Origin of the sequence: Buttiauxella ferragutiae (assembly GCF_022637515.1) — a bacterium.
GTDB lineage: Bacteria > Pseudomonadota > Gammaproteobacteria > Enterobacterales > Enterobacteriaceae > Buttiauxella > Buttiauxella ferragutiae.
Map to the genome: position 1 here is coordinate 1810769 of NZ_CP093332.1, position 26600 is coordinate 1837368.

30 protein-coding genes and 1 riboswitch are annotated in these 26600 nt (G+C 53.2%); of the genes, 25 read left to right on the forward strand and 5 right to left on the reverse strand.

All coding sequences use genetic code 11. The features are described from left to right. Positions 1 to 147 precede the first annotated feature (147 nt). The 21 genes from MNO13_RS08175 to cobT all read left to right on the forward strand — a co-directional run bounded on the left by MNO13_RS08175 (position 148) and on the right by cobT (position 17948). On the forward strand, positions 148 to 468 hold the full coding sequence (locus tag MNO13_RS08175) for a DUF496 family protein (protein ID WP_064545298.1): 321 nt from the start codon (positions 148 to 150) through the stop codon (positions 466 to 468). A gap of 288 nt (positions 469 to 756) precedes the next feature. Continuing rightward, positions 757 to 948, forward strand: a riboswitch (cobalamin riboswitch). Between the two features lie 103 nt (positions 949 to 1051). After that, complete coding sequence (locus MNO13_RS08180) at positions 1052 to 2434, forward strand: cobyrinic acid a,c-diamide synthase CobB (RefSeq protein WP_241940052.1); 1383 nt, start codon at positions 1052 to 1054, stop codon at positions 2432 to 2434. Beyond that, positions 2431 to 3390, forward strand: coding sequence for an adenosylcobinamide-phosphate synthase CbiB (cbiB, locus tag MNO13_RS08185; protein WP_241939754.1), 960 nt, complete (start codon positions 2431 to 2433; stop codon positions 3388 to 3390). Before MNO13_RS08180 ends, cbiB begins: the two co-directional genes overlap by 4 nt. Positions 3391 to 3399: 9 nt before the next feature. After that, complete coding sequence (locus MNO13_RS08190) at positions 3400 to 4032, forward strand: cobalt-precorrin-8 methylmutase (protein WP_237931404.1); 633 nt, start codon at positions 3400 to 3402, stop codon at positions 4030 to 4032. Further along, the gene (gene cbiD, locus MNO13_RS08195; protein ID WP_241939755.1) at positions 4029 to 5177 is read left to right on the forward strand and encodes a cobalt-precorrin-5B (C(1))-methyltransferase CbiD; all 1149 of its coding nucleotides are present in this window, start codon (positions 4029 to 4031) and stop codon (positions 5175 to 5177) included. The genes MNO13_RS08190 and cbiD overlap by 4 nt, the downstream gene beginning before the upstream one ends. Then, complete coding sequence (locus MNO13_RS08200) at positions 5171 to 5773, forward strand: cobalt-precorrin-7 (C(5))-methyltransferase (RefSeq protein WP_064545308.1); 603 nt, start codon at positions 5171 to 5173, stop codon at positions 5771 to 5773. Before cbiD ends, MNO13_RS08200 begins: the two co-directional genes overlap by 7 nt. Further along, on the forward strand, positions 5763 to 6332 hold the full coding sequence (locus MNO13_RS08205) for a decarboxylating cobalt-precorrin-6B (C(15))-methyltransferase (RefSeq protein WP_241939756.1): 570 nt from the start codon (positions 5763 to 5765) through the stop codon (positions 6330 to 6332). Before MNO13_RS08200 ends, MNO13_RS08205 begins: the two co-directional genes overlap by 11 nt. Next, a complete protein-coding gene (locus tag MNO13_RS08210) occupies positions 6325 to 7098 on the forward strand; it encodes a cobalt-precorrin-4 methyltransferase (protein ID WP_241939757.1) in 774 nt (257 codons plus the stop codon). The genes MNO13_RS08205 and MNO13_RS08210 overlap by 8 nt, the downstream gene beginning before the upstream one ends. Next, positions 7079 to 8140: a cobalt-precorrin 5A hydrolase gene (gene cbiG, locus MNO13_RS08215; protein ID WP_241939758.1), complete on the forward strand. Its 1062-nt coding sequence runs from the start codon at positions 7079 to 7081 to the stop codon at positions 8138 to 8140. Before MNO13_RS08210 ends, cbiG begins: the two co-directional genes overlap by 20 nt. Further along, positions 8134 to 8859, forward strand: coding sequence for a precorrin-3B C(17)-methyltransferase (locus MNO13_RS08220; protein ID WP_241939759.1), 726 nt, complete (start codon positions 8134 to 8136; stop codon positions 8857 to 8859). Before cbiG ends, MNO13_RS08220 begins: the two co-directional genes overlap by 7 nt. Before the next feature lie 158 nt (positions 8860 to 9017). After that, positions 9018 to 9815 carry a cobalt-precorrin-6A reductase gene (locus MNO13_RS08225; RefSeq protein ID WP_241940053.1) on the forward strand — a complete coding sequence of 266 codons (798 nt, stop codon included), beginning with the start codon at positions 9018 to 9020 and terminating at the stop codon, positions 9813 to 9815. Next, positions 9812 to 10609, forward strand: coding sequence for a sirohydrochlorin cobaltochelatase (cbiK, locus tag MNO13_RS08230; RefSeq protein ID WP_133521848.1), 798 nt, complete (start codon positions 9812 to 9814; stop codon positions 10607 to 10609). The genes MNO13_RS08225 and cbiK overlap by 4 nt, the downstream gene beginning before the upstream one ends. After that, positions 10606 to 11307, forward strand: coding sequence for a cobalt-factor II C(20)-methyltransferase (locus MNO13_RS08235; RefSeq protein ID WP_121815347.1), 702 nt, complete (start codon positions 10606 to 10608; stop codon positions 11305 to 11307). The genes cbiK and MNO13_RS08235 overlap by 4 nt, the downstream gene beginning before the upstream one ends. Positions 11308 to 11360: 53 nt before the next feature. Continuing rightward, positions 11361 to 12092 carry a cobalt ECF transporter S component CbiM gene (cbiM, locus tag MNO13_RS08240; RefSeq protein WP_133521847.1) on the forward strand — a complete coding sequence of 244 codons (732 nt, stop codon included), beginning with the start codon at positions 11361 to 11363 and terminating at the stop codon, positions 12090 to 12092. A gap of 1 nt (position 12093) precedes the next feature. Next, complete coding sequence (locus tag MNO13_RS08245) at positions 12094 to 12375, forward strand: energy-coupling factor ABC transporter substrate-binding protein (protein WP_064545326.1); 282 nt, start codon at positions 12094 to 12096, stop codon at positions 12373 to 12375. Then, positions 12362 to 13039, forward strand: a complete 678-nt coding sequence (locus MNO13_RS08250; RefSeq protein ID WP_241939760.1) for an energy-coupling factor ABC transporter transmembrane protein — start codon at positions 12362 to 12364, stop codon at positions 13037 to 13039. The genes MNO13_RS08245 and MNO13_RS08250 overlap by 14 nt, the downstream gene beginning before the upstream one ends. Before the next feature lie 11 nt (positions 13040 to 13050). Then, entirely contained in the window at positions 13051 to 13860 is an 810-nt protein-coding gene (locus MNO13_RS08255; RefSeq protein ID WP_241939761.1) for an ATP-binding cassette domain-containing protein, read from the forward strand. Beyond that, positions 13857 to 15392, forward strand: a complete 1536-nt coding sequence (locus tag MNO13_RS08260) for a cobyric acid synthase (protein WP_121815352.1) — start codon at positions 13857 to 13859, stop codon at positions 15390 to 15392. The genes MNO13_RS08255 and MNO13_RS08260 overlap by 4 nt, the downstream gene beginning before the upstream one ends. Next, positions 15389 to 15931 (forward strand): bifunctional adenosylcobinamide kinase/adenosylcobinamide-phosphate guanylyltransferase, encoded by a 543-nt coding sequence (gene cobU / locus MNO13_RS08265; RefSeq protein ID WP_241939762.1) that lies wholly within the window; start codon positions 15389 to 15391, stop codon positions 15929 to 15931. The genes MNO13_RS08260 and cobU overlap by 4 nt, the downstream gene beginning before the upstream one ends. Beyond that, a complete protein-coding gene (cobS, locus tag MNO13_RS08270; RefSeq protein ID WP_241940054.1) occupies positions 15931 to 16674 on the forward strand; it encodes an adenosylcobinamide-GDP ribazoletransferase in 744 nt (247 codons plus the stop codon). Before cobU ends, cobS begins: the two co-directional genes overlap by 1 nt. Positions 16675 to 16895: 221 nt before the next feature. Continuing rightward, complete coding sequence (gene cobT / locus MNO13_RS08275) at positions 16896 to 17948, forward strand: nicotinate-nucleotide--dimethylbenzimidazole phosphoribosyltransferase (protein ID WP_241939763.1); 1053 nt, start codon at positions 16896 to 16898, stop codon at positions 17946 to 17948. Positions 17949 to 17957: 9 nt separating this feature from the next. Here cobT and MNO13_RS08280 read toward each other — a convergent pair whose 3' ends face one another. From MNO13_RS08280 to MNO13_RS08300, 5 genes are all read right to left on the reverse strand, one after another. Beyond that, entirely contained in the window at positions 17958 to 19247 is a 1290-nt protein-coding gene (locus MNO13_RS08280; RefSeq protein ID WP_241939764.1) for a Fic family protein, read from the reverse strand. Between the two features lie 115 nt (positions 19248 to 19362). Further along, positions 19363 to 20337 carry an acrylyl-CoA reductase (NADPH) gene (gene acuI, locus MNO13_RS08285; protein ID WP_121815356.1) on the reverse strand — a complete coding sequence of 325 codons (975 nt, stop codon included), beginning with the start codon at positions 20335 to 20337 and terminating at the stop codon, positions 19363 to 19365. A gap of 78 nt (positions 20338 to 20415) precedes the next feature. Beyond that, positions 20416 to 22368 carry a hypothetical protein gene (locus MNO13_RS08290; protein ID WP_241939765.1) on the reverse strand — a complete coding sequence of 651 codons (1953 nt, stop codon included), beginning with the start codon at positions 22366 to 22368 and terminating at the stop codon, positions 20416 to 20418. A 55-nt stretch (positions 22369 to 22423) separates the two neighbouring features. Then, on the reverse strand, positions 22424 to 23440 hold the full coding sequence (locus MNO13_RS08295; RefSeq protein WP_241939766.1) for a hypothetical protein: 1017 nt from the start codon (positions 23438 to 23440) through the stop codon (positions 22424 to 22426). 2 nt (positions 23441 to 23442) lie between these two features. After that, positions 23443 to 23913 carry a DUF6795 domain-containing protein gene (locus MNO13_RS08300; RefSeq protein ID WP_241939767.1) on the reverse strand — a complete coding sequence of 157 codons (471 nt, stop codon included), beginning with the start codon at positions 23911 to 23913 and terminating at the stop codon, positions 23443 to 23445. Between the two features lie 282 nt (positions 23914 to 24195). On the opposite strand from MNO13_RS08300, the gene MNO13_RS08305 reads away from it, so the two are divergent. From MNO13_RS08305 to MNO13_RS08320, 4 genes are all read left to right on the forward strand, one after another. Next, entirely contained in the window at positions 24196 to 24486 is a 291-nt protein-coding gene (locus MNO13_RS08305; RefSeq protein ID WP_241939768.1) for a helix-turn-helix domain-containing protein, read from the forward strand. 543 nt (positions 24487 to 25029) lie between these two features. Next, entirely contained in the window at positions 25030 to 25299 is a 270-nt protein-coding gene (locus MNO13_RS08310; protein ID WP_241939769.1) for a hypothetical protein, read from the forward strand. A 379-nt stretch (positions 25300 to 25678) separates the two neighbouring features. After that, positions 25679 to 25894, forward strand: a complete 216-nt coding sequence (locus MNO13_RS08315; protein ID WP_241939770.1) for a DUF6500 family protein — start codon at positions 25679 to 25681, stop codon at positions 25892 to 25894. A gap of 88 nt (positions 25895 to 25982) precedes the next feature. Next, the gene (locus tag MNO13_RS08320; RefSeq protein ID WP_241939771.1) at positions 25983 to 26495 is read left to right on the forward strand and encodes a GrpB family protein; all 513 of its coding nucleotides are present in this window, start codon (positions 25983 to 25985) and stop codon (positions 26493 to 26495) included. Positions 26496 to 26600: the final 105 nt, after the last annotated feature.

Consider the following 26600-nt stretch of genomic DNA (forward strand, 5'->3'; position numbering starts at 1 on the left):
CCTGGTGTGAATTGCTGGTTTCGATTCAGCAGCAATTGAGGTTAAGATAGCGAAACAATGAATTATCAGCGGCTGCCGCTACCATTAAGGTTATCTTATGGCGGCTGTCTTAACGAATCCGAGTATGAAATTAGCAGGGGTATAAAAATGGAACCAATCAAACCATCTTTCCAGGACGTGCTTGAGTTCGTGCGTCTGTTCCGTCGCAAAAACAAACTGCAGCGTGAAATCCAGGACGTACAGAAAAAGATCCGCGATAACTCAAAACGTGTTCTGCTGCTTGATAACCTGAGCGACTACATCAAACCGGGTATGAGCATTGAAGCTATTCAAGGCATCATCGCCAGCATGAAAACCGACTATGAAGACCGTGTTGATGACTACATCATCAAAAACGCTGAACTGTCTAAAGAGCGTCGTGAAATTTCCAAAAAACTGAAAGTAATGGGCGAAATCAAGGCCGATTAATTAGCTGTCGTAGGGTGGATAAGCGAAAGCGTCATCCACCGTTTGCGCCAGTGTTGTCGGATGGCGCTTCGCTTAGCTGACCTACGCAGAGTTTTTCCAACAGTGTTACCAACCGCCGCCAGGCGGTTTTTTTTATCCCCAGTCTCTGGGGGGCAGATACGCGTCAGCGACATTTACCGTAAAGATTAAAAAATCAGTAAAAATTGTCATAGCGCAACTCTCGAAATCTATTAGCTTTTACACTGTGTCTGCTTTTAAATATTTAAGAGTGTGATGCTTTGAAGGTCATGCTCGCAATAACTGACTCGTTTATGCCACGCGATTAACCAAAATAGTCCGTGGCTGGGAAGGGGGTGACAATCCCCCGCAGCCCCCGCTGCTGTGATGCCGACGAACCCGCAAAACCACTGATCTAATGATTGGGAAGGGCGGGCGAGAGAGACGCTAAGCCAGAAGACCGACTTGTCATCCTTATTCTCAACAACTCCTTCGGTGGGAAGTCAGTTGTCATCAGATGCGTGCAGCCTCAGGGTGCGCGTACGTGCTGACATCCGTGCTTTGCCGAAACAGTGATAAGGCAACCATGGCAGCGGCAGCAAAACACGCATTCGTCATTGCAGGCACCAGCAGCGGCTGTGGTAAAACCACCGTCACGCTCGGGCTGCTCCGCGCCTTCATGCAACGCAACCTTTGCGTTCAACCCTTCAAAATTGGCCCCGACTACCTCGACAGCGGTTGGCACAGTGCAGTAAGCGGCATTGCCTCGCGCAATCTCGATGCTTTCATGTTGCCCACTTCCACGCTAAATGGTTTGTTCGCTAAACAAATGCAGCACGTAGATGTGGCCGTCATCGAGGGGGTGATGGGGTTGTACGACGGCTACGGCACCGACCCCAACTATTGCAGCAGCGCCGCGATGGCAAAACAGCTCGGTTGCCCGGTGATATTGCTGGTCGACGGCAAAGCGGTGTCTACCTCCATTGCCGCCACTGTCATGGGCTTCCAGCGCTTTGACCCAACGCTAAACATCGCAGGTGTTATCCTCAATCGCGTCAACAGCGACAGCCACTACCAGTTACTTGCTGATGTCATCACCCGTTACTGCGGCTTGCCCGTCTTAGGGCGCTTGCCGGTGATGGCCGATGTCGAGTTACCGTCGCGCCACCTCGGCCTGGTTCCGGCACAAGAACACTCCCCGCAAGATGAACACTGGCAGCGCCTGGCGCAGCAAATTGAAGAAACCGTTAACCTCGACCATCTTCTGGCGTTATCTCGCCTTAATACCCTGCCTCAGGGTGCTGCGCCCGCCATTGCTGATGCCGCACTGGCCGACGGGCTAACACTCGCCCTTGCTGAAGACGAAGCTTTCAACTTCTACTATCCCGATAACCTCGAAATGCTCGAGCACGCCGGGGTGAAAATCCAGCGCTTCAGCCCGCTGCATGACGCAAAAATCCCTGACTGCCAGATGATTTGGCTTGGCGGTGGTTACCCCGAAGTCCATGTGGCAAAACTCGCCGCGAACAGTCGCATGCGCGAATCCCTGCAAGCTGCCCATCAACAGCACATTCCGCTGTATGCCGAATGTGGCGGCTTAATGTATTTGGGCGAAACGCTGACTGACAGCGAAGGCGAAACCCACTCGATGTGCGGCGTGTTGCCAGGCCATAGCCAGATGGGCCAACGCCTGACACGTTTTGGCTATTGCGAGGCCACCGCTGTGCAAAACACCTTGCTGGCGAAAAAAGGCGAAACCTTGCGTGGCCACGAATTTCATTACTCCGATTTCAACGGCCCGCTGCCCGCAGCGTTAGATTGCTGCAAATGGCGTGATGGTGTCGCCGTTTCCCGCTGGCAGGGAGGCGTTCAGCAGCAGGCGACTTTTGCCAGCTACCTGCATGTCCATTTCGCTCAACGCGCGAATTTGCTCAACCCCTGGCTAACGCTTGCGAGGAATCACCTATGACATTGCTTGCCTGGGCCGTGGCCTGGCTGCTGGATTACTGGTTTGGCGACCCGCCGCACTGGCCTCATCCGGTGCGCTGGATAGGCAATCTAATCACCGTAACCCAACGCATTATTCGCCAATTTTGCAAAAGTGACCGCGCGCTGAAAATCGGTGGTGGCGTGCTGTGGCTGGTGGTGGTCGGCACCACATGGGGCGTGAGCTGGGGCGTATTGTATCTCGCCAACCTGCTGCATCCGTGGCTCGGGTGGTTAGTCGAAGTGTGGATGATTTACACCGTACTTGCCGCACGTTGCCTGAGCGATGCCGCACTCGACGTTTACCGCGCGCTCAAACATGGAACCCTTGCCGAAAGCCGCGAAAAATTGTCGTGGATTGTTGGGCGCGACACCTCGCAACTTGAGCGCCCGCAAATCACCCGTGCGGTGGTAGAAACCGTGGCTGAAAACAGTGTCGATGGCGTGATTGCTCCGCTGTTTTTCCTGCTGTTAGGCGGCGCACCGCTGGCGATGGCCTACAAAGCGGTCAACACGCTGGACTCGATGGTGGGGTACAAAACTGAAAAATACCGTGCCATTGGTTATGTCAGCGCCCGGCTCGATGACCTTGCCAATTATTTTCCTGCTCGCCTGAGCTGGCTGCTACTGACCATCGCCGCTTTTTGCTTGCGGGCTAATCCCCGTCAGGCTCTGCGCATTGGCTGGCGCGATCGCTATCAACACAGCAGCCCAAACTGTGCCTGGTCTGAAGCCACGGTTGCAGGCGCACTAGGGATCAGGCTCGGCGGGCCGAACACCTATTTTGGCGAGCGGGTAGAAAAACCGTGGATGGGCGATGAGCAGCGCGGCGTCGCCATCGACGACATTACCCGCACTATTCAACTGATGATGCTGGCTTCCCTGTTGGCTTTACTGCTCTTTGCCGCCATGCGCGCACTCGTGCTCGGCATCGCTTAAGGACACCCGATGAACTACCTGCAACAACCGCAGCTTATTGAACAACACAGCTTTGAAATCATTAGCGAAATAATTGCTGCTGAGCACCCAGCGTATCGTTTTAACGATGCGACCGAGGAAGCGATAATCAAACGGGTTATCCACACCACCGCCGATTTCGAGTGGCTGGATATTCTGTGGTTTTCGCCGGATGTCATTGCACAACTGACAAACAGTTTGCAGCGCGGCTGCACCTTGTACACCGACACCACCATGGCGCTCTCAGGCATTAATAAAACCCTGTTGGCCGAGTTTGGTTGCAGTTGCCGCTGTTATATCAGCGACCCGCGCGTGGTGGCACATGCCAAAGAACAGGGTGTGACCCGCTCGATGGCGGCAGTGGATCTTGCCTTAGAGGAACAGGGCGAAAAGATCTTCGTCTTCGGCAACGCGCCTACCGCACTGTTTCGCTTGCTGGAAAAAGGCGCGCAACCGGCGGCGGTAATCGGCGTACCAGTCGGTTTTGTCGGGGCGGAAGAGTCCAAAGAAGCGCTGGTGGAAAGCGGCTTACCGGCGATTGCGGCGCGTGGGCGCAAAGGCGGCAGCAACGTTGCGGCGGCGATTGTCAATGCGCTGCTTTATCGCCTGCGGGAGGCTCAGTGAGCGAACAACCTGCCGATTGCGTCTGGCATAAAGGTAAGGCGTATCGCAAAGGGTACACCACCGGTTCTTGCGCTACGGCGGCGGCAAAAGTCGCCGCACTCATGGTGCTGCGCCAGCACGTCATTGACCAGGTTTCAATCGTGACACCGTCTGGCGTCACGCTACACCTCAACGTTGAAATGCCCGTCATCGAAGGCCAACAGGCGACGGCGGCTATCCGCAAAGACGGCGGCGATGATGTCGACGCCACCCACGGCATGCTGATATTTGCCCGCGTGCAGCTCAACGACAGCGGCACTATCACCCTGCGCGGCGGCACCGGTATTGGCGTGGTCACACGCAAAGGTATCGGCTTGCCTATTGGCGAATCAGCAATCAACCGCACGCCACGGCAGACTATCGACGCGGCGGTACGTGAAGTGATTGGCCCTGAGCGCGGTGCGGAAATTGAAATTTTTGCCCCGGAAGGCGAGGCGCGTGCGCAGAAAACCTATAACCATCGCCTCGGGATTTTGGGCGGCATTTCAATCATCGGCACCACCGGCATTGTGATGCCGATGTCTGAAGAGAGCTGGAAACGTTCGCTGGCGTTAGAGCTGGAAATGAAACGCGCCGCCGGGCTGGATAAAGTGATTCTGGTGCCGGGCAACCACGGCGAACGCTTTGTGCGTGAACAACTGCAACTGGATGGTGAATGCGTGGTGACGATGAGCAACTTTGTCGGCTACATGATTCAGGAAGCGGTGCGCCTCGAATATCGCCATATCGTGCTGATTGGCCACCCCGGCAAACTGGTGAAAGTCGCCGCCGGAATTTTCCACACTCACAGCCACATCGCCGACGGGCGCATGGAAACGCTGGTCGCTCACCTCGCGTTAATGGGCGCGCCGTTTGCGTTACTCGAAGCCGTCAACCAGTGCGACACCACCGAAGCGGCGCTCGAAATCATTACGGAACAGGGCTGGCAAAGGGTGTTTGAACGCCTGGCAATGCGTATCTGTGAGCGCGTTGCCGAGATGCTGCGTTTTACCCAATCCCCGCCAAAATGTGACGCCATTTTGTTCTCGTTCGAAAACCAGGTGTTAGGCAGCAGCCGTCCGGTCGCAGAGATTGCCGGGGAATTAGCGGGAGAAAAGCGATGCTAACCGTGGTCGGAATTGGGCCTGGTGCCACGGAATACCTCACTTTGCAGGCGCACGCTGCAATTAATGAAGCGCAGATTCTGGTCGGTGGTGCACGTCAGTTGGCGCTGTTTGCTGATATCGGCGCTGAAACCCGTCTGCTGGATAGCGATCTTGACGGCTTAATTTCTTGGCTCCGCGAGCGCCTGGATAAGCGCGTCGTGGTGCTGGCCTCGGGCGATCCGCTGGTTTACGGCATCGGCAAACGGCTGGCGGCGAATTTCCCGCCCGAACAGTTACGCATTATGCCAGGCATTAGCTCTATCCAATATCTGTGCGCTAAAGCAGCGGTTGATATGAACGACTTATGGATAACCAGCAGCCACGGGCGTGAACCTGATTTCAATGCCATTGCGGCGCATCAAAAAGTGGCAATGGTGACGGACCAAATCATCGATCCTTACGCCATCGCCCAGGCCATGCTGATGCGCGGCCTGAACCCGACGCTCATTATTGGCGAGAACCTGTCGTCAGCGGATGAACGAATCCATCGCTTGCCAGCCAGTGATGTGGCGCAAAGCTACGCGATGAACGTAGTGGTGATCCTCAATGAAAGATGAACTTTTTTTACGCGGTGCCCGCGTGCCGATGACCAAAGAAGTGGTGCGTACTCAGGCGCTGGATCGCCTGCAATTACAGCACGCCACGCACTTGATCGACATCGGCGCTGGCACCGGCAGCGTGTCGCTGGAAGCGGCAATACGCTACCCACAATTGCAAGTTAGCGCGATTGAACGCAACCCCGATGCACTGGCGTTAATGGCGGAAAACCGCCAGCTCTTTAACTGCCTGAACGTTGAAATCATCAGCGGCTACGCGCCAGTTGAGTTGAATGTGATGGCCGATGCGGTGTTTATCGGCGGCAGCGGCGGGCAATTAACCGAGCTTATCGACTGGTCGCTGGCCCATTTGCATCCTGCCGGGCGGCTGGTGATGACCTTTATTCTGCTGGAAAACTTAACCTGCGCCTTAGCGCATCTCGAGCAGTGCGCTGTGAGCGACGTTGACTGTCTGCAATTGCAGGTCGCGCAATTCACCGGGCTTGGCAGCGGGCACTACTTCAAACCGAACAACCCCACGTATTTGATTTCTTGCCTCAAGGAAGGAAGCCATGACTGAACAATTTGATACCCGCAAAGTGTGGTTTGTTGGTGCGGGGCCTGGCGACAAAGAACTGATCACCCTGAAAGGCTACCGCGTCTTGCAACAAGCGGAAGTGGTGATTTACGCCGGATCGCTGATTAACCCTGAACTGCTCGACTACTGCCCGCCAGGCGCGCAATGCCATGACAGCGCAGCACTTAATCTTGAAGAAATCATTGAACTGATGGAGAGCGGCGTAAACGCGGGCAAGCTGGTGGTGCGCCTGCAAACCGGCGATCTCTCGCTGTACGGCTCGATTCGTGAGCAGGGCGAAATGCTGACTGAGCGTGGAATTGGCTATGTTTCCGTGCCGGGTGTGAGCGCATTTCTGGGCGCTGCCGCGCAACTTGGCGTGGAATACACCGTGCCGGAAGTCTCGCAAAGTTTGATTATCACGCGCATTGAAGGCCGCACGCCGATGCCTGCGCTCGAACAGTTAGAAGCATTCGCACAGCACCAAACTTCGATGGCGATTTTCCTTTCTGTGCAGCGCATTAACCGCGTGGCAGAGCGCCTGATTGAAGGGGGTTACCCTGTGGATACGCCAGTGGCGGTGGTCTACAAAGCGACCTGGCCCGACTGCCAGGTGTTACGCGGCACCCTGACCACCATCGCCGAACAAGTGCGTGAAGCAGGAATTCGCAAAACCGCGCTGATCATGGTCGGGGCATTCCTCGGCGAGGAGTACCACTACTCGAAACTTTATGACGCAGGGTTCAGCCATGAATACCGCAAAGCCTGAGTCGATGGCGCTGTTTTGTCTCACCCCTGGCGGCGTGGCGTTAGCCGAACGGTTGCGCGCGACCCATCCACTGACCTGTTTCACCAGTGAAAAACTGCTGCAACCGGGGTTTATCCCGTTCGGCGGCAGCTTCGCGCAAACCGTGCAACAGGCATTTAGTCAATATTCGGCGCTGGTATTTATCGCCGCTACGGGAATTGTCGTGCGGGTGATTGCACCGCTGGTGAATGACAAGCTGCACGACCCGGCGGTGGTGGTGATGGATGAACGCGGCGAGCATGTGATAAGCCTGCTTTCCGGCCATCTTGGCGGCGCGAATCAACTCACGCGCCAGCTCGCCGCCACCCTGGGGGCCGATCCGGTCATTACCACCGCCACCGATGTTAACCAACTGGCGGCACTCGATACGCTGGCGGCAGCGCTTGACGCCACAATGCAGGATTTCCGCCAGGCGGTGAAAACCATCAACCAAATGTTGGTCAGCCAACAGCGCGTTGGCCTGTGGTGGGACAGCGAATTTGCGCTACATGCCGATCGATACGACACGCGCGGTTTTATCCCGGTCGACAATCTTGATGCGCTGCCAGAGCTGGATGCGTTGGTGTGCGTCACGCTGCGCGTCGCGTTACCGCCACAGACGATCCCGTTGTTTAAAGTGGTGCCAAAGCGCGTGGTTGCGGGGATTGGCTGCCGTCGTGATACCGCGCCACACACCGTCGCCAGCTTGTTAAACCAGCAACTGGCGGCCAATCATTTCGACCCGCTAGCCTTGCGGGCGATTGGCAGTGTGTCCCTCAAGCAGGACGAACCCGCGTTGTTAGAACTGGCACACCTGCGACAAATCCCTTTCGAAATCTTTAGCGTTGACCAACTTGCCCAACATGAATATCGCTTTCCGGCGTCGGAATTTGTGCGCCTCACCGTCGGCGTGGGCAGCGTGTCACAACCCGCTGCGTGGCTGATGAGCAACGGAAACCTGGTGGGCAACACGCTGCGCGAGCAGGGCGTCACCATAACTTTAGGAGTTTCAGACAGATGTTAACGGTAATTGGCATTGGCCCCGGCAGTGAAGCCATGATGACCCAGGAAGCGATTGCGGCCTTGCAGGAAGCGGAAATTGTCGTCGGTTATAAAACCTATACCCACCTGGTGAAGCCATTAACCGGCGACAAACAGGTGATCAAAACCGGCATGTGCAAAGAAATCGAACGCTGCCAGACCGCCATCGAACTGGCGAAAGCCGGGCATAACGTGGCGCTTATCAGCAGCGGCGACGCCGGAATTTACGGCATGGCAGGGCTGGTGCTGGAGCTGGTGACTTCGCAGCAACTGGATATTGAAGTGCGTCTTGTGGCGGGTATTACCGCCAGCATCGCCGCCGCGTCATTGCTCGGCGCGCCATTGATGCACGATTTTTGCCATATCAGCCTCAGCGATTTATTAACGCCGTGGCCGGTTATTGAAAAACGCATTATTGCTGCCGCGTCTGCCGACTTTGTTATCTGCTTCTACAACCCGCGCAGCCGTGGCCGCGAAGGGCACCTGGCACGTGCGTTCGAATTAATGCGCGAGTTTACCCTGCCGCAAACGCCGGTTGGCGTGGTGAAAGCCGCCGGGCGCAAAAAAGAACAAAAATGGCTGACCACCTTTGGCGCAATGGACTTTGAGCCGGTCGATATGACCAGCCTGGTGATTGTCGGCAACAAAACCACCTTCGTGCGCGATGGATTAATGATTACGCCGCGAGGTTACGAGCTATGAGTGAACCTCTCGCTCCGGTAGGTCGGATAAGCGCAGCGTCATCCGACATCATGCACCGAACACTCGATTCCGTAGGTCGGATAAGCGCAGCGTCATCCGACATGATGCACCGAACACTCGATTCCGTAGGTCGGATAAGCGAAGCGTCATCCGACATGATGGCCCCAGGCGCATCCCCGGTGCTGGTATTTGGCGGCACCAGCGATGCGCGGTTCATCTGCCAAATCCTCGATGAACAACGCATTGCCTACACCTTGTCGGTGGCGACGACGGTTGGCGAATCACTGGCGGGCGACATCGGCGGGCAAATCCGCGTCGGGCGTATCGACCGTGATGAAATTGCTGACTGGCTGCTGCGCCACGCGGTGCGCTGGGTGATTGATGCCTCGCATCCGTATGCTGAACTGCTCAGCCGCAACATTACCGCGGCCTGCGAAACGGTGGGGGTAACGCTCAGCCGTTATCAACGCCGTAGTGAACTCAATGACCTGGAACACCCGTTGCTGCACAAAGTCGCCAGCCTGCCAGCCGCCTGTGCCGTGGCGCAGGAATATGGCCCGCGCGTGCTGCTGACCACCGGCAGTAAAGAACTGGCGGCCTGGCAGCAAGGAATGCCGGGCAAAACGCTACTGGCGCGGGTGTTACCGACCAGCGAAGTGATTACCGAGTGTGAAGCACTGGGGTTGGGCGTCGACAACATTATTGCGTTGCGCGGCCCGTTCAGCGCCGAGTTCAACGCCGCCATTTACGCCTTCTGCTCACCGGATGTGGTGATCACCAAAGAATCCGGTGCCGAAGGCGGCTATCTCGACAAAGTGAATCCGGCGCTGGAGCGCGGCATTCCCTGTGTGGTGGTGGTTCGTCCACAGCCGTTAGTCACTGGACCCGAATTACTGCAAAGCCGTGAAGATGTGAGCCGCCGTGTGACACGCTGGCTGCAAGAGAGGAAAGCATGAAAAAAGCCCTGTTGGTGATCAGTTTCGGCACCAGTTACCACGAAACCTGTAGCAAAAATATTGTTGCCTGCGAAGAACAACTGGGGCGCACTTTTGCTGACCGCGACCGGTTCCGCGCCTTTACCTCCGGCATGATTATCCGCAAGTTAAAAAAGCGCGATAACCTGGAAATCGACTCCCCCGCGCAAGCGTTAAAGCGCCTTGCCGAACTGGGTTATCAGGATATTGCCGTGCAATCGCTGCATGTGATTAACGGCGATGAATACGAAAAAATCGCCCGTGAAGTGCAGGCATACAGCCACTTATTCCAGCGCGTGGCCTTAGGCACGGCGCTGCTGAGTGATTTCAACGACTACGAGTTGTTGCTTGATGCCTTGCAAAGCCAGATGCCAAAACTTGCCGCCGACGAACGGGTGGTATTTATGGGCCACGGAGCCAGTCACCATGCGTTTTCTGCCTACGCCTGTCTTGACCATTTAATGGCAGCGCGCCAAATCCCCGCCCGCGTTGGCGCGGTAGAAAGCTACCCGGAAATCGACCTGATCGTACGTGGCTTGCAGCAAGAAAAGGTGCGCAAAGTCCACCTGATGCCGCTGATGTTAGTGGCGGGCGACCATGCGATTAACGACATGGCATCCGACGAGGAAGACTCCTGGAAAACACAGTTGCAGGAAGCGGGAATCGAAGCTCAGTCGTGGCTGCAAGGTTTGGGGGAAAACCCGCAAATCCGTGCGATGTTCGTTAACCATTTGCAGCGTGCGCTGGAAAAATCACTTGTTGAGGTCGCGGCATGAGCGGGCGTTTATATGCTCTTGGCACCGGCCCTGGCGCCAGCGACCTGATAACCGTTCGCGCCGCCCGTATCATCGGCAAGCTCGATGTGCTGTACGCGCCAGCGGGGCGCAAAGGCGGTGACAGCCTGGCGCTATCGATTGTGCGCGAATACTTAAGTGACAGCACCGAGCTGCGCACTTGTCACTTCCCAATGAGTGCCGATAACGACGAAAAAGCGGTGGTGTGGGATGAAACTGCCGCCGCCCTTAAACATGAAGTGGAGCAGGGTAAACAGGTGGGGTTTATCACCCTCGGTGATTCAATGCTGTTCAGCACCTGGGTGTTTTTGCTGGCGCGAATCGGTAACCCGGAATGGCTGGAAATTGTGCCAGGTGTAACTTCATTTGCCGCCATTGCTTCCCGCGCACAACTGCCGCTGGCAATGGAGGCGCAATCGCTGGCGGTGATGTCGTGCACCGCTTCCCATCAAGAATTAAGCCAGGCATTACGCGCCCACGACTGCGTGGTGTTGATGAAAGTGTACGGGCGTTTTGCACAAATCAAAGCGTTGTTGCAACACCTCGGCATCATCCAACACGCGGTGTTAATGGCGGAGGCGACGTTACCAAACGAGCAGTGTTTCCGTAACCTGGAAGCGGTGCCAGACGACCAGCAATTACCGTATTTTTCGACCATTTTGGTTAACAAGCAGTGGTAGATGTCGGTCGGATAAGCGAAGCGTCACCCGACATTAACGGCTAAAGGAAAATCATGGAATCGTTACTTAAAAAACTCTCGCTAAGCGGCTTAGGCACGGGAATGCTGTTGCTCATTGTGCCGCAAGAAGCGTTCGCCATGCACATTATGGAAGGCTTTTTGCCGCCAATGTGGGCGCTGGCGTGGTGGATTTTGTTCCTGCCCTGTTTGTATGTTGGCCTGGTGCGTTTACGCCAAATCGTCGCCCACGACAGCAACCAGAAAGTGCTGTTGGCACTGTGCGGTGCGTTTATTTTTGTGCTCTCGGCGCTAAAAATCCCGTCGGTCACCGGAAGCTGCTCACACCCGACGGGCGTGGGCCTGGCGGTCATTCTGTTTGGCCCAGGTGTGGTGGCGGTTTTAGGTGCCATCGTGCTGCTGTTCCAGGCGTTATTACTGGCGCACGGCGGCCTGACCACGCTTGGCGCAAACGGCATGTCGATGGCGGTGATTGGGCCGCTAGCCGGTTACCTGGTGTGGAAACTGGCCTGCAAAGCCGGTTTTCGTCGTGACGTGGGCGTGTTCCTGTGCGCGATGGTCGCCGACTTAACCACCTATTTTGTCACCTCGATACAGCTCGGCGTGGCGTTCCCGGACCCACACTTCGGCATCACCGGCTCCAGCCTGAAATTTATGGGCATCTTCTGCCTGACGCAAATCCCGATTGCGATTGCTGAAGGTCTGCTAACGGTGATGATTTACGACCAACTCATCAAGCGACAAATGCTTCCAGCCAGGAGCCAATAACATGAAAAAAACGCTGATTTTGCTCGCCCTGGTGGTGGGATTAATGGTGGTGCCGTTCTTTATTCCCCACGGTGGCGAATACGGGGGATCTGATGACCAGGCTGAAGGCCAGATTCAGGTCATCGCTCCAGACTATAAACCGTGGTTCCAGCCGCTTTATGAACCGGCGAGTAGCGAAATCGAAAGCCTGTTGTTCACCTTGCAAGGCTCTCTCGGCACGGCGGTGATTTTCTACATTCTGGGGTTCTATCGGGGCCGACGCGGCGACCATGCTGGGGATTGATAAACTCAGCTACCAGAGCCGTTGGTGCCGAGTTTCGCCGCTGCGCAAATTCGCGTTGTATCTGCTGATGATGACGCTGGCGTTTGCGTTACCGCCCGTCGGGCAGGCACTTTGGTTGTTGATGCTTGCGGCTCTTACCTGTTGGTTGTTGCGCGTCGGGCCAATGCGCTATTTGCGCTGGCTGGCGGTGCCGCTGGGTTTTTTACTCATCGGCGTAGTGACTATCGTTTTCAGCGCATCGCATAACGCACAATCGCTGTTATTGAGTGTGCCGCTCGGTTCGTTTTATATCGGCATTGATGCGCAAGGTTTACTGGTGGCGAACCAGACGTTCTGGCGCAGCCTGGCGGCACTGGCTGCCACTTACTGGCTGGTGCTCAATCTGCCGTTTCCGCAGCTCATCATCTTACTGCAACGCTTACGAGTGCCACGGTTGCTGACCGAGCAAATCCTGCTCACCTGGCGTTTTATTTTCATCCTGTTGGACGAAGCACAGGCCATTCACCGTGCTCAGTCGTTACGTTTCGGTTATCGTACCTTGCCTGGCAGTTACCGCTCGCTAGCCATGTTAATCAGCATGTTATTTACCCGCGTGCTGCTGCGTTACCAGCAAATGTCCACCACGCTGGATGTCAAACTTTACCAGGGTGATTTCCACCTGTGAGAACCGCTCCAATGCTTAGCACGCAAAATTTATCTTTTTGCTATCAGGACGATACCGTACTACACGGTTTAAACTTCGATTTTGGCGCGTCCCCGGTGACGGGGATCGTCGGCAAAAATGGCTGCGGTAAATCCACCTTGTTTATGAACCTCAACGGCGTGTTACGGCCGCAACAGGGCGCGGTGTTGTGGCAGGGCAAAGCGATAAATTACACTAAAGCCGGGCTGATTGAGCACCGCCAGCGCGTCACCACCGTGTTTCAGGACCCGGAGCAGCAAATTTTCTACACCGACATCGACAGCGATATTGCCTTTAGTTTGCGTAACCTTGGCGTCGATGAAGCTAAAATTGCCCGCCGTGTCGAGCGCGCGATTGAACTGGTGGATGCGCAATCTTTCCGCCACAAACCGATTCAGTATCTCAGCCATGGGCAAAAGAAACGTGTGGCAATTGCCGGGGCGCTGGTGATGGAAGCCGACTATTTACTGCTCGATGAACCGACCGCCGGGCTTGACCCATCGGGCCGTCAGCAGATGATTGAAATCATCGCCCGTATTACCGAGCAAGGTAAGCATGTGGTGATCTCAAGCCATGATATTGATTTGATTTATGAAGTCTGTGACCGCGTGTATGTGATTAACGGCGGCAAAATTGTCGCGGCAGGTGAGCCAGGCGCGGTCTTTAGCCAGGCCGACATGCTGCGTGAAGCCGGGCTGGTGCAGCCGTGGCTGGTCAAATTGCACAGCCAACTTGGGTTCCCGCTGTGCAAAACCGAAACTCAATTATTCGACGCCTTGCGCGTTGCAAAGGAAGCAGGATGAGCCTTTCAATCATGGTGCAGGGCACCGCCTCAGACGTGGGCAAAAGCATGCTGGTTGCGGGGCTGTGCCGGATTTTCGCCCAGGACGGCCAGCGTACCGCGCCGTTTAAATCGCAAAATATGGCGCTCAATTCCGGCATTACGCCAGACGGCAAAGAGATGGGCAGGGCGCAGATTTTCCAGGCCGAAGCGGCAGGCATCGCCCCCGACGTGCGCATGAATCCGGTGCTGCTCAAACCCACCAGCGACTGTAAAGCGCAGGTGGTGTTGATGGGTAAAGTCGCCACCAATATGGATGCGGTGACTTATCACAATTACAAACCGCAACTGAAAGCGCAAATCCGCGAGGTCTACCAAAGCCTTGCCGCAGAGCACGACGTGATGGTGCTGGAAGGCGCAGGCAGCCCGGCAGAAATCAATTTACGTGACCGTGACATCGTTAATATGGGGATGGCAGAACTGGCGGAATGCCCGGTGATTTTGGTTGCCGATATTGACCGTGGCGGCGTATTCGCCGCCATTTACGGCACCATCGCGCTGTTGCTGGAACATGAAAAATGGCGTGTCAAAGGCGTGATCATTAATAAATTCCGTGGCGACGTGGCGCTGCTGTATTCCGGTATCGAACAGATTGAAGCATTAACCGGCGTGCCTGTTCTTGGCGTGATGCCGTGGCTGAACGTTGATCTGGAAGATGAAGACAGCGTGGTGCTGGAAAGCGGGAAATATGATTCCGTGACCGAGAAAGATTTAGATATTGCAGTGCTGCAACTGCCGTATATGTCGAACTTCACCGACTTTAACGCGCTGGCGGCGCAACCCGACGTGCGCCTGCGTTATGTCAGCAAACCAAATGAACTGCAAAACAGCGACCTGGTGATTATACCGGGCAGTAAAAATACGCTGGGTGATTTGCGCTGGCTGCGTGAAAACGGCCTTGAGCAGGCGCTACTGGCGCATCACGGTAAAAATGGCGCGGTGCTGGGCGTTTGCGGCGGTTATCAAATGCTCGGGAAGCATATTTACGACGAAGTGGAATCCGGTCTTGGCGAAATGCCAGGTATCGGCCTACTGGATGTGGTTACGCGTTTTGCCAGTGTCAAAACCACCACCCGCGTGGCGGGGCAGGTTCAGGCAGATCTTCCGGGCGTATTTGCTGCCAGTTCCGGTACTTCGCTCCAGGGTTATGAAATCCATATGGGTGAAACGCAGCGTGGTGAAAATACTGCGCCATTTGCTACCTTCACCGAATGCAATACTCAGCCTTATCATCACGTTGACGGTGCAATCAGTGACGACGGGCGAGTGCTGGGCACTTATCTGCATGGTCTGTTTGATAGCGGCGAATTTACCCGTAGCCTGCTCGACAGTCTGCGCCAGCGCAAAGGGCTGACCGCCTGGCAAGGCGAAGTGTTCGACTTTCAAAAGCATAAGGATCAGCAGTTTAATATCCTTGCCGACGCGATGCGTGAACACATTGATATTGAAAGAATCTACCAAATCATGCGTGAGCATCAGGAGCAAGCAGTATGAAACTCCTCACCGGCGGTGCACGCAGCGGCAAAAGCCGCCACGCCGAGCAACTGGCGGCAAACTTTGAGCGCGTGTTGTATATCGCCACCTCGAAAATTTTCGATAGTGAAATGGCAGCGCGCATTCAGCACCATCGCGATAGTCGCCCGGCGCACTGGCGCACGGTTGAGCAATATCGCGACCTAAACACGGTGATTAATCAGCATAATTCAGCGCAAGAAGCGGTGCTGCTGGAATGCATTACCACGCTGATTACCAACGTGATGTACGACGCGGCGGGCGATGAGCCGGAAGACGACTGGGATTTTGAGTCGATGGAGCAGGTCGTGAATCAGCAGGTCGATATTTTGCTGGCGGCCATTGCGGCAACTCCGGCAGAGGTGATTTTAGTCACTAACGAAGTGGGAATGAGCATTGTGCCGGAAAACCGTCTGGCGCGGCATTTCCGCGATATTGCCGGGCGCGTCAACCAGCGCCTGGCGCAGCGTGCCGACGAAGTCTGGCTGGTGGTTTCAGGGATAGGAGTAAAAATTAAATGATTTTCCGTTTGTTCTTCGCCACCTTGCAGTTTATGAGCCGCATTCCGGTGCGCGCCCGCTGGGCGGATGGTATCGAAACGCATCAGTATGTGCGCGGCATTGTGACATTCCCGTTTGTCGGACTGGTACTGGGCGCATTAGCGGGCGTAGTGTTCACACTGCTACAACCGTGGGCGGGTTTACCTTTAGCGGCAATGGGTTATGTGCTGGCGCTCGCGCTGCTGACCGGCGGTTTCCATCTTGATGGCCTGGCGGATACCTGCGACGGGATTTTCTCGGCGCGAACGCGTGACCGGATGTTAGAAATCATGCGCGACAGCCGCCTTGGCACCCACGGTGGGCTGGCGCTGATTTTTGTGATTGTGACAAAAGTGCTGGTGGTGAGCGAACTGGCGTTGCGCGGCGGCAACATGCTGGCGCTGCTCGCCGCGGCTTCTGTCGCCGGGCGCAGCGCCAGTGTGCTGCTGATGCATAACCACAAGTATGCGCGTGAGAAAGGGCTGGGGAATCTGTTTATCGGCAAAGTGACCGGCACGCAAACGCTGCTGACGTTGCTGGGTGGCGCGGTGTTATGCACACTTTTGCTGCCGTCTTCCGGCCTGCTGGCGTTGGTTATCACGCTGCTTGCGATATATGGCCTCGGCTGGATGTTGAAGCGCACGCTCGGCGGGCAAACCGGCGACACGCTGGGTGCCGCTATTGAGTTAGGCGAGCTTGTTTTTTTGTTGGCAATGTTGCGCTAGTTGTCGGATGACGCTGCGCTTATCCGACCTACGAAAACCGATTTGTCGGATGACGCTGCGCTTATCCGACCTACGAAAACCGATTTGTCGGATGACGCTGCGCTTATCCGACCTACGAAAACCGATTTGTCGGATGACGCTGCGCTTATCTGACCTACGAAAACCGTAGCGTCATCCACCATTTTTTGTCCCGATGTTGATAACGTTGTATAGAGAAAAAAATGCAAACACTGAACTCCCTTTTGGCCACCATTTCCCCGCTTGATAGCGAAGCCATGGCGCGCGCGCAACAACACATTGATGGCCTGTTAAAGCCTTTCGGGAGCCTCGGGCGCCTGGAAGCATTAGCGGTGCAACTGGCGGGAATGCCAGGCATGAAAAATGGCCTGAACACCAACCGCAAAGCGATCCTCGTGATGTGTGCCGACCATGGTGTGTATGCTGAAGGTGTGGCGATTTCCCCGCAAATTGTCACCGCGATTCAGGCGTTGAACATGACGCGCAAAAATACCGGCGTATGCGTACTGGGCGCGACCGTCGGTGCGGAGATTCATGTAGTTGATGTCGGTATCGATAGCGATGCACTGCCTGGCGTGCTGGATATGAAAGTCGCGCGTGGCAGCGGCAACATCGCGCAAGGCCCGGCGATGAGCCGCCAACAGGCCGAAGATTTGCTACTGGCTACCATGCAACTCACCATGGCAAAAGCCGCTGAAGGCGTCACGCTGTTTGGCGTCGGCGAACTGGGCATGGCGAACACCACGCCTGCGGCGGCGATGGTCAGCGTATTAACGGATTGCTCACCAGACGACGTTGTGGGTATGGGGGCGAACTTCCCGTCTGACAAAATGCACCACAAAATTGCCGTCGTGCGCCAGGCGATTAAAGTGAATCAGCCTGATGCCGCAGACGGTATCGACGTGCTGGCAAAAGTGGGCGGCTTTGATTTGGTCGGTATGACGGGCGTAATGCTTGGCGCGGCGGCAGCGGGTTTGCCGGTAGTTCTTGATGGCTTCTTGTCTTATGCCTCAGCGTTGGCGGCCTGCCAGATTGCGCCAGGTGTGCGTGAATACTTAATTCCTTCGCATTTGTCTGCTGAAAAAGGTGCGGTGATCGCAATGAATAAGTTAGGGCTGGAGCCATATTTGCAGATGGGCATGCGTTTAGGCGAGGGTAGCGGTGCGGCACTGGCGATGCATCTGGTTGATGCCGCGTGCGCAATGCACAATGAGATGGGTTCGCTGGCGGACAGTAATATTGTGCTGCCTGGGTGATTTCCCCCGTCACCCACTTGCCACGATATACGCCGTCTGTTGGTCATTAACCTGCACCTGTCGGGCTAATCCTTCATGTACCAGAACGCGCAACGCGGTGCGGGCGGTACCGTCCGAAACGCCCAATAGCTGGCTGACCTCCGCGGCGGTGTACAGCCTCTGAGGTTCAGACAACATAATATTCAGTAATGCTATCTGGCGCGGTCGCAGTCTGGAAAGTGCGCCAGAGGCTGCCAGTTGGCTATCAACCGCCGCGCGGCGACGGATAATTTCATGGATAAAATCGAGATATTTCGTCGTCGCCCGTTTGATGGTACTTGCCTGGTGCTCCAGAAAGTAAGTGATGTCCATACCATCATGCTCGGTGTACTGGTAGCTATGGGCATATTTAACCGGCGCGGCATGCAGAAGCTGGCTTATCGAGACAAAGCGGAAGGCTTCGTAGCCATTTTTTAGCATAAACCAGTAAAATAGCGCGCGGCTGGTGCGGCCATTTCCATCCCTGAAAGGATGCTCGTGCGCGAGCATAAAATGCAGAATGCACGCCCGAATGAGTGGGTGAATGTATTGCCCGTCGGTATGGTTGGCGAAATCGCAAACCTCTTGCAGGCGTTGGGGAATAGTGGCCGCGGTGGGTGGTTGATGGGCGATATTGCCATCGTAATCCGCAATCACAATGTCATCGGTGTCCCGAAACGTGCCGGGTTGGTATTTCGCGTCGTTGATGCCGCTCATCCCAACAGCATGGAAATGCCGGATAAGCTCGATGGTGAGCGGTTCAGCCAGATGTTCGGGGATTTTAGCCATTAGACGGGCATTCCCGGCAATCATTTGCTCATCTTCGGTACGCGGCTGACGCCCGGTTTCCAGCATATTACGCGCAACCAGTGTCGTGGTATTGGCCCCTTCAAGCTGGCTACTGGTTATCGATTCATCGAGCTGTAATTGCGATAACTCGGCACCCCCCGCAGGCAGTTGTTGGAGATATTCTCTTAAGGCCGTTTGTGTGGTGTGTTTGTCCGCCAGTTCACACACTTCTGAGATAAGTGGCGTGATATTGAACCCTGCTTGTTCCCCAGCTTCATTACGGTAATTGACGGGTTGTAAGGCAGCGCTACGGGCGTTGCGCGTCAGCGTCCAGGCTAGCTCCAGATCCTCACCGCGTTTGACCCGATGGCGAAATTCATCGAAGGGCAAATAACGGCCTTTATTGTCCAGAATACGGCTGTATTGCTGGTGGGTTTCTAATTGCGCACCAGTGAATGCGGAAAATGGAATTAAGCCTGGAGGGTGCTTCATCAATCTATCTCAATTTTTAATATTATTGAGATAGATTAGTCGTGGAGGGGGATAACTACAACAAACTATCTCAATTTTTATAAATATTGAGATAGTTTGCGAAAGAGGCGAGAGCTTACTTCACCTTAACTAACGTGCGGCCCTGAATCTCATTGTTCATAAAGCTCTCTGCCACAGCAGGCGCTTGCTCCAGACTGATTTCCGTCGTCGCCATCTCATAGAAACTCTCCGGCAGCAACTTCGCCAGGCGCTCCCACGCAGCAATTCGGCGCTCAATTGGTGCGCTCACTGAATCCACACCTTGCAGGCGCACGTTACGCAGAATAAATGGCATCACCGTAGTTGGCAGCGCGAACCCGCCCGCCAGGCCACAGGCAGCGACACAACCAGAGTAGTTCATCTGCGCCAGCAATTTAGCGAGCACATTCCCGCCCACGGTATCGACCGCACCAGCCCACACTTGTTTTTCCAGCGGGCGAGTTTCTGCAAATTCGCTGCGCGGCAGAATGCGGCTGGCGCCCAACTGGCGCAAATAATCATGGGTCGATTCACGGCCAGAAACTGCCACAACCTGATAACCCAGCGCGTGGAGCAGGGCGATGGCAGTGCTGCCCACGCCACCACTGGCACCGGTTACTACCACTTCACCGCTTTGCGGTGTAATGCCGGCTTCTTCCAGCGCCATGACGCACAACATGGCGGTGAAGCCGGCGGTGCCGACGATCATCGCTTTGCGTGCGGTTAAGCCTGCAGGCAACGGAACCAGCCATTCAGATTTCACACGAGCTTGCTCGGCAAGGCCGCCCCAATGGTTTTCGCCCACTCCCCAGCCGGTCAACACCACTTCTTGCCCTGCGCTAAACGCGCTGTCGCTGCTGCTCGCTACGCGGCCTGCGAAATCAATGCCTGGCACCATCGGGAAGTTGCGGATGATTTTGCCTTTACCGGTGATGGCCAGCGCGTCTTTATAGTTCAGGCTTGACCAATCGACGTCGACCAGCACATTTCCCAACTCCTCAGCTGGAACGGCAATTTGCTTCACTTCGGCTTGCGTCTGGCCGTCAACTTGTTCAAGAACCACAGCTTTCATAATCAATCCTCTTATTTTGTTTCTCATGCCCCACACGGTATACCCGAAGCCGTTGAGAATAAAGAAGCCCGGTACTTTTTACCGCCACTGTCCGGCGGAAGTATCCAGATTCGCTTGATCGGGATAGGACTTGCCCAAAGCGGCATCACGCAATGATTCCGGTACATCCCAGATCATCACTTTTTCAACGCCGTCGTTATTTTTTAAATAGACCCACAATTTGTCGCCTTTCCAGCTAAAGGCGCTTGCAGCAACGGTGTAACCTGTATCAGGAACCAGTTGTGCAATAATCGTCCCGCTTTTCATCTCAAGAACAGTGGTATCCAGGGCCAATAATCTTCCGTGAGCCGTGCGCGCTACGTGGGACACGGGTTTGTCGAATTTCAGATAAGGTAATCCGCTATCCAGATTGATGATAAAAATGGGGTTAGCCAGGTAAGCTGAACCTTCTGACGGCGCGAGTCCCCATCTGGATTCCAGGCTACCAAAGAACATCCCATCAACGTTTGTTTTGACACTCTGGACGACTTGCCCTGTTTCAGCCGATAGACCATACCCGCCCCAGTCTTGCCGCCAAACCAGGTTGTCGTTAAATTTAATGGAGGTGAGGTTTCGCGATTTAGATGAATTCACCAGCCTTATCGCGGCTTCGCGTGATTCAACCATCCCTGCTTTGCTCATCAGTTCCCCCTTTTTGAGGGACAGGTTAAAAACTGGGCTGTCATTGCTACTCCAAAGCGCGACGTTTTCCCCCGGATTGATTAACCAGTTTTCCAAAAATGCCTGCCGTACGCCAGGGAGCGCAATCTCGCGGCTTTTTTTACCATCAGGTGTCCACGAAAGTAACTTATAGATTACGCCGGGTTGCTCGCCGTTGGCCGACGAGGTGACTTTGTCCAGCCCCCATAACCTGCCGGTATCATCAAGTTTGAGGGAGGTAATGGCGGATTGCCCCTGGAAATTGTGCAATAACTTGATTTTATTTTCTTTAAAATCAAATGATTGCATTTTAGCGAATGTTGATACGATCAGTTGATCATCGGGCAATAGCAGCATCTGCCAGTCTTCAAAGGACTGGCTATAGATTTTGAACTGCTCGGGATCGTTACCTGAAAACTCGGGGATTTTACTGACGGGGACATCGAAAACAGGGGCCGGTGTGGTTGGATTGCCAGTGATGGCTATTTCTGGCACCTCTGGCTGTGCGTTTTGTGGAGCTTCTTTTTCCTGAGTGAACCACGGTTGCATAATAGACATGGCTTCAGCATCGGGCAGTACTTGCATGTCTGCCAGCGAATTGTTCAGGCTGTGTTGCAGCGCCTGGTCTATTGCGCTTGTTGTCGTTTTAGTGGTTTGAATGTGGGAATCGGGAATTGGGCCTATTCCGCCCAGGCCACTGAACATTTTGAAGGTTTTTTCGGTTTTGGTTTCCAGACCGCCATACCAGACCAGTACCATCGGGCCGCGAGCTAACATAGGGGATACGTCCATCACGTAACCGAAGTCCTCATGCAGGATTGAATGGCGCGCTGACACTGACCGTTTGAATTCCCAGCGGCTAATGCGTTGTTCGAAAAACGGCGCCTTAGCAAGCTCAAGTCGTGCCACATAGTCTTTATCTTGCTTCGGAATAGCCTGAAGCAGTTCTGCCTTTTCACTGGCACTGAAGGCACCAGCCTGTTGAGCGTTGTCCACTAATGCAGTAGTCGCCTGATCTATGGTTTTTTTTAGCTCCGGATGGTTGGCGAAACTGGCTTCAAGCCACGGGTGTTCCATTTTGGACAGTACGTCAGAATCATCCTTCCATTGAAAATCACCCAGCCCTGCATTCTGGAAACCTTGAGTCAGTTTTTGTCTGACCTCGTTGACTGTGCCGGGGATCAAAAAGTACGGTCCATTGTAGTAGTAATCCTGGTTATCTTTTTGATTATAAGTAGGATTTTTCAAGGTTATTGTGCTTAAGCCAACATCTGCTGCTGCTGATATCAGGGGGAGTGATATCAGGATGCAGAGCGGCAAGAGACTCATCATTCGTATTTTTCTTTTTATATACATATGGGTTTTCACTGTAGTGAATACCAGCCTCTTAAGGTTGAACCAGACCACGGGTATGAACCCAACCACTGGTGACATTCTGGGTTGAAGGATGGGTATAACGCACAAAAGTGAAACCTGCCTGCGGAGGTTTATCCGACGCGGGGACTTTGTCCCCATCAATAAGAAAAGCATTCGTGCTGTTCTGGCAAATTTCATTTGGCGCATCATAAAAATAGAGGCGCTGATGTTGGTTAGAGACTGTGCGTATAACAAAATTTATGGGTGCTGCATTTTCGCCGGTTGCCTGTTGATTAGCGGTATTACAAATTTGCTCTTTTGTTTTAACGACCTCTCCAGGTAACCATCCTTCAATAATTTTTTTGGTGACAGGATGGACATAACGACTCCAGATAAAGCCCGGTTGTTGCCCCCATGATAGCGCCAGTATTTTGTCGTTATTCACAACAAATGCATTTACGGTGCACTCTTTGTTCGGTGCCCAATAAAGGTGTTGGCGTTTTTCCTGGCTGGCAATATAGCGAACGCTCGAGTCCCCCTCTACTTCAAAGGCGTTAGGGTAGAAACCTCCTGTCGGATCATCCGTCATGTTTTGGTTTGCCTGAAAGCACCGATCATCTTGCATCTTGCACATGCGGTAGTTTTCTAATGCGGCAGGATCCGTGGTGAGCTTTTGCGGGTGCTCCTGATCGCGTTCATCCCACAACTCCCCCGTTTTTTCATTGTAGACAACCCAACCAAAATGCCCGGCGCCAGGGGCTGAATCTGCATGCGCCTGCCGCACGTTGATGATTTGAATAAACCACATTTCCTTGCGGTCATCGTGTTTCTCCATAAGGACATCCAGATCGGTTGCTTTGGGATGTTCGGCGGCAATCATAGATTGGTTACTGCTTGCTAAGAGTTTTCTTAGCGGAATACGACAGTCACGAACAGGAGCAACGGCTGCATTATCACTCCATGTAACGGTCGCTGTTTTCGCATATGAAATAGAAATGAGCAGCGAATGAGAGATAAGCAATATGCCCATGATAGAACGAAGCTTCATAATTATTCCCTGGTCTGCACCTTGCAAAAATAATGTACTTCCGACTCATCGGTTTTTATGTTTGCCTGTGATAAATCACAATTCAGCGAAACACGATCGTTAGATGAATAGCCTGAGAAAACACCGCCAATACCTGAATCTTGATATCCGGTGAGTGTCTCTGAACCCTGCTCAATAATCACCGACCAGCGAGTGAAACGGTCTTGCGGCCCAATGGGAATAAAGACATTCCATTCACCTTTTGGCGCTAGTGAAAAGTAACCCTTCGAATCAGTCGTGGTGGTTTGCATGATTTGCGCCGAATTGGCTAATGAAACGTTGACGTTAGCCAACGGTTGCCCTTGCCTGGTTAAAACACCTTCGATATGCGGACTGTTGTAATCATGGTAAACGCAGCCATTTAAAAAGGTTGCGGCTGCTAAAACTATCATCAGCGATAAAACTTTAAAAACCGGCGCTCGATTATTCGACATTGCGGGATAACTCTAGATAGTGAAATGCTCCATTGGGAGGAATCTATCATATCAGGAAGATGAGGGGCGATCGCGGAGCCAGGTCGTAGCAAAGTCATCAATGTTACCTGCTGCAACAACCAAAATATCTTTGGAAAACGACTCGCAACTTACTCATTAGTGGGTTGGTTAACACTAACGGCTACGGTATAGTCAGCGCCGCTGCGGCAAAATCCGCAGCCAGGTTTCGCAGCCTGAATATCACATCGGGAACACATACAAATTTTCTCCTGGAGAATATTTATGACGTTACCCAAAAGTCTTATCTTATTGACTACTCAAAACGACTGGCATCCTGCGGATATCATCGCTGCCCTGCGTAAAAAAGGCACTTCACTGGCAGCTTTATCCCGTCAGTCAGGATTGAGCTCTTCAACGCTTGCAAATGCACTTTCCCGCCCGTGGGCAAAAGGGGAAATGCTGATAAGCCAGGCGATTGATGTTCCTGCTTATGTTATCTGGCCGAGTCGCTATTACGATGCAAATCGCAACCCAATTAACAGACCGATGCGTGAGCGTCTAGCATCGCAATAGCTAGATGAGTAATGGTGTGAGTTTCTGGCTTGCTTTGCGGATTAACTGAAAGAACAAGCCCAACCAAAGAAAATTGGGTGGGCTTTCTAGTTTGAAACGTCTGGGCGCAATGAGTTTCGAGAGTCTGTTTTGGTGCCAGGAGCGGACGTTATTCACTTATCATGGTGTCGATTACAAAGTAACTGGTCACATGTTATTAGCTTCCAGAAAAAGTTAAGGTATAGTTTATAACAGATTAACTTAATCGCATGGAATATGTTAAGTGGACATAACTCGATGATTAGAAATTAAAATTATGCTATTGAAGAGTCATTGCTTTTCTCTGGGAAGCGGTTTTTCTTTTTGGGTGAATCTATTCACGGTGTGTCGGAATATTCAAGATTGAGATTAGAAATTGCTGAATGCTATTTTTACAAGCAAACCATTTTGATATTTTAAGCTGATAGTAATGGAATGTTACTATCTCATCAGAACAATGAAGATGCTCATTCCAGACTGAAAAATTTTCCGCGAATACTACGTCCCCTCCATGTGGAGCACCAAATGCCAGATTACTGTTTTTTTAAAAAGGGTAAGCAAACCGTCGCACTTGAAAGAGTAAACGTGGACGGTGCCTCTCAACTGACAGCAAAGGGCTATGAAAAACAATTTGAAGAAGTCTCCGCTACTGATGAAAAACACGCGCTAGCCCGTTTTGCTGATATCCGTAGGGAAAATCGAATAAATCACCATAACTTCTTAGCTGGCGCAGGAGTCCTGCCCTTTATAGGGGTTCTGACTGCAATCGCTGTTTCTCTTTTTCGGAAAAAGTAGCCGGAAAATAAATACTACTTACGATTGCACCGGATTGAATGACTTCAGCTTTAAGAACGGTTGAGGAATAGCTCCCCCAGAAATTACGTTCTGCAAATCTCCTTGTGTCGTTCATTCCGCTCATCGATGTAGTGATTTACTGAATTTGGCCACCTCAACAGAGTTGATATGTTGACTTTGACCGACTTAGCCACTCATTCAACGTTAGTGAATATAGAAGGCTTGGAGATGCACTTTAACATCGAGAATATTACCTCCAGACTTCTGATATCGAATGAACTTTCTTGCGTGAACTGATGCATGCTAATTAAAGCACACTTCAGTTTTGACGGAATTGCTTTGATAGACTCAGGTCCCTGAGAATGAAAAAGGAGAGAACATGCAGGCAAGAATGAAGGAAAAAATCATCAGAACGTGTGAGGCAAAAATCGCGGCCAAGGGCAGTAATGTAGGGCTGTCGTTCTATGCTTTTTTTGCCAATAAAAATGATGATCCAGAGCTGCTGATGGAGGTTGCGCACTGGTGGATTATGGATATGAAACTGGATCATTTTGAAAAGGCTGAAAAGATAAAATCTCTCGTTTTAGCAATGTAACGAACCCGTCAGTATTCGGGATTTCGGTTGAAGCAGTTCGCTACCCGGATATTATGGTTAATATCACAGCGGAAAGGAGGGGGTATCTATGCGGACAGTAATAGTGGTGCCATACGATAAACAATGGCCGCTGATGTTCGAGTCTGAAAGTTCGCTGATACAGGCATTGCTTGGTGAGGTAGTTAAAGGCATTCACCATATTGGTAGTACGTCCGTGCCTGGTTTGGCAGCAAAGCCAGTCATCGACATACTGCTGGAAGTTGTCGGGGTAAGCGAGTTAGACAAATGTAATTCTGTAATGACTCGAGCCGGATACATTGCGCGTGGTGAGAACGGAATTCGCGGGCGCCGATATTTTATTAAGGGTGGTGATAAGCGTAGCCATCAGGTGCATGCATTCGCAGTGGGTGATATGCAAGTCGTAAAACATCTGGCTTTCCGTGATTATCTGATAAAAAACAGGGAGGAAGCAGTGCTATATACCGAGATAAAGCGAGCTGCTGCGTTAGCAAGTAAGAACGATGTTCAACGCTACTGTGAATTAAAGGCGGGCTTTATAGAGCATCATCTGCAGCTGGCACTCATTGGTTTTAAACGATAGATAGAATTCGTCACCCAAGTGTTATGGTGAATATAGTGACTGGGTTGTTCAGGTGACGCAGGGCCAGCATGGTCGATTCATGATTTCATCCAGACCGAAGAAGTA

Bases quoted from the DNA above. Each gene is read 5' to 3' on its own strand.
- MNO13_RS08175 (WP_064545298.1), top strand. From the start codon at position 148: ATGGAACCAATCAAACCATCTTTCCAGGACGTGCTTGAGTTCGTGCGT.
- MNO13_RS08180 (WP_241940052.1), top strand. From the start codon at position 1,052: ATGGCAGCGGCAGCAAAACACGCATTCGTCATTGCAGGCACCAGCAGC.
- cbiB (WP_241939754.1), top strand. From the start codon at position 2,431: ATGACATTGCTTGCCTGGGCCGTGGCCTGGCTGCTGGATTACTGGTTT.
- MNO13_RS08190 (WP_237931404.1), top strand. From the start codon at position 3,400: ATGAACTACCTGCAACAACCGCAGCTTATTGAACAACACAGCTTTGAA.
- MNO13_RS08200 (WP_064545308.1), top strand. From the start codon at position 5,171: ATGCTAACCGTGGTCGGAATTGGGCCTGGTGCCACGGAATACCTCACT.
- MNO13_RS08205 (WP_241939756.1), top strand. From the start codon at position 5,763: ATGAAAGATGAACTTTTTTTACGCGGTGCCCGCGTGCCGATGACCAAA.
- MNO13_RS08210 (WP_241939757.1), top strand. From the start codon at position 6,325: ATGACTGAACAATTTGATACCCGCAAAGTGTGGTTTGTTGGTGCGGGG.
- cbiG (WP_241939758.1), top strand. From the start codon at position 7,079: ATGAATACCGCAAAGCCTGAGTCGATGGCGCTGTTTTGTCTCACCCCT.
- MNO13_RS08220 (WP_241939759.1), top strand. From the start codon at position 8,134: ATGTTAACGGTAATTGGCATTGGCCCCGGCAGTGAAGCCATGATGACC.
- MNO13_RS08225 (WP_241940053.1), top strand. From the start codon at position 9,018: ATGGCCCCAGGCGCATCCCCGGTGCTGGTATTTGGCGGCACCAGCGAT.
- cbiK (WP_133521848.1), top strand. From the start codon at position 9,812: ATGAAAAAAGCCCTGTTGGTGATCAGTTTCGGCACCAGTTACCACGAA.
- MNO13_RS08235 (WP_121815347.1), top strand. From the start codon at position 10,606: ATGAGCGGGCGTTTATATGCTCTTGGCACCGGCCCTGGCGCCAGCGAC.
- cbiM (WP_133521847.1), top strand. From the start codon at position 11,361: ATGGAATCGTTACTTAAAAAACTCTCGCTAAGCGGCTTAGGCACGGGA.
- MNO13_RS08245 (WP_064545326.1), top strand. From the start codon at position 12,094: ATGAAAAAAACGCTGATTTTGCTCGCCCTGGTGGTGGGATTAATGGTG.
- MNO13_RS08250 (WP_241939760.1), top strand. From the start codon at position 12,362: ATGCTGGGGATTGATAAACTCAGCTACCAGAGCCGTTGGTGCCGAGTT.
- MNO13_RS08255 (WP_241939761.1), top strand. From the start codon at position 13,051: ATGCTTAGCACGCAAAATTTATCTTTTTGCTATCAGGACGATACCGTA.
- MNO13_RS08260 (WP_121815352.1), top strand. From the start codon at position 13,857: ATGAGCCTTTCAATCATGGTGCAGGGCACCGCCTCAGACGTGGGCAAA.
- cobU (WP_241939762.1), top strand. From the start codon at position 15,389: ATGAAACTCCTCACCGGCGGTGCACGCAGCGGCAAAAGCCGCCACGCC.
- cobT (WP_241939763.1), top strand. From the start codon at position 16,896: ATGCAAACACTGAACTCCCTTTTGGCCACCATTTCCCCGCTTGATAGC.
- MNO13_RS08280 (WP_241939764.1), bottom strand. From the start codon at position 19,247: ATGAAGCACCCTCCAGGCTTAATTCCATTTTCCGCATTCACTGGTGCG.
- acuI (WP_121815356.1), bottom strand. From the start codon at position 20,337: ATGAAAGCTGTGGTTCTTGAACAAGTTGACGGCCAGACGCAAGCCGAA.
- MNO13_RS08290 (WP_241939765.1), bottom strand. From the start codon at position 22,368: ATGATGAGTCTCTTGCCGCTCTGCATCCTGATATCACTCCCCCTGATA.
- MNO13_RS08295 (WP_241939766.1), bottom strand. From the start codon at position 23,440: ATGAAGCTTCGTTCTATCATGGGCATATTGCTTATCTCTCATTCGCTG.
- MNO13_RS08300 (WP_241939767.1), bottom strand. From the start codon at position 23,913: ATGTCGAATAATCGAGCGCCGGTTTTTAAAGTTTTATCGCTGATGATA.
- MNO13_RS08305 (WP_241939768.1), top strand. From the start codon at position 24,196: ATGACGTTACCCAAAAGTCTTATCTTATTGACTACTCAAAACGACTGG.
- MNO13_RS08310 (WP_241939769.1), top strand. From the start codon at position 25,030: ATGCCAGATTACTGTTTTTTTAAAAAGGGTAAGCAAACCGTCGCACTT.
- MNO13_RS08315 (WP_241939770.1), top strand. From the start codon at position 25,679: ATGCAGGCAAGAATGAAGGAAAAAATCATCAGAACGTGTGAGGCAAAA.
- MNO13_RS08320 (WP_241939771.1), top strand. From the start codon at position 25,983: ATGCGGACAGTAATAGTGGTGCCATACGATAAACAATGGCCGCTGATG.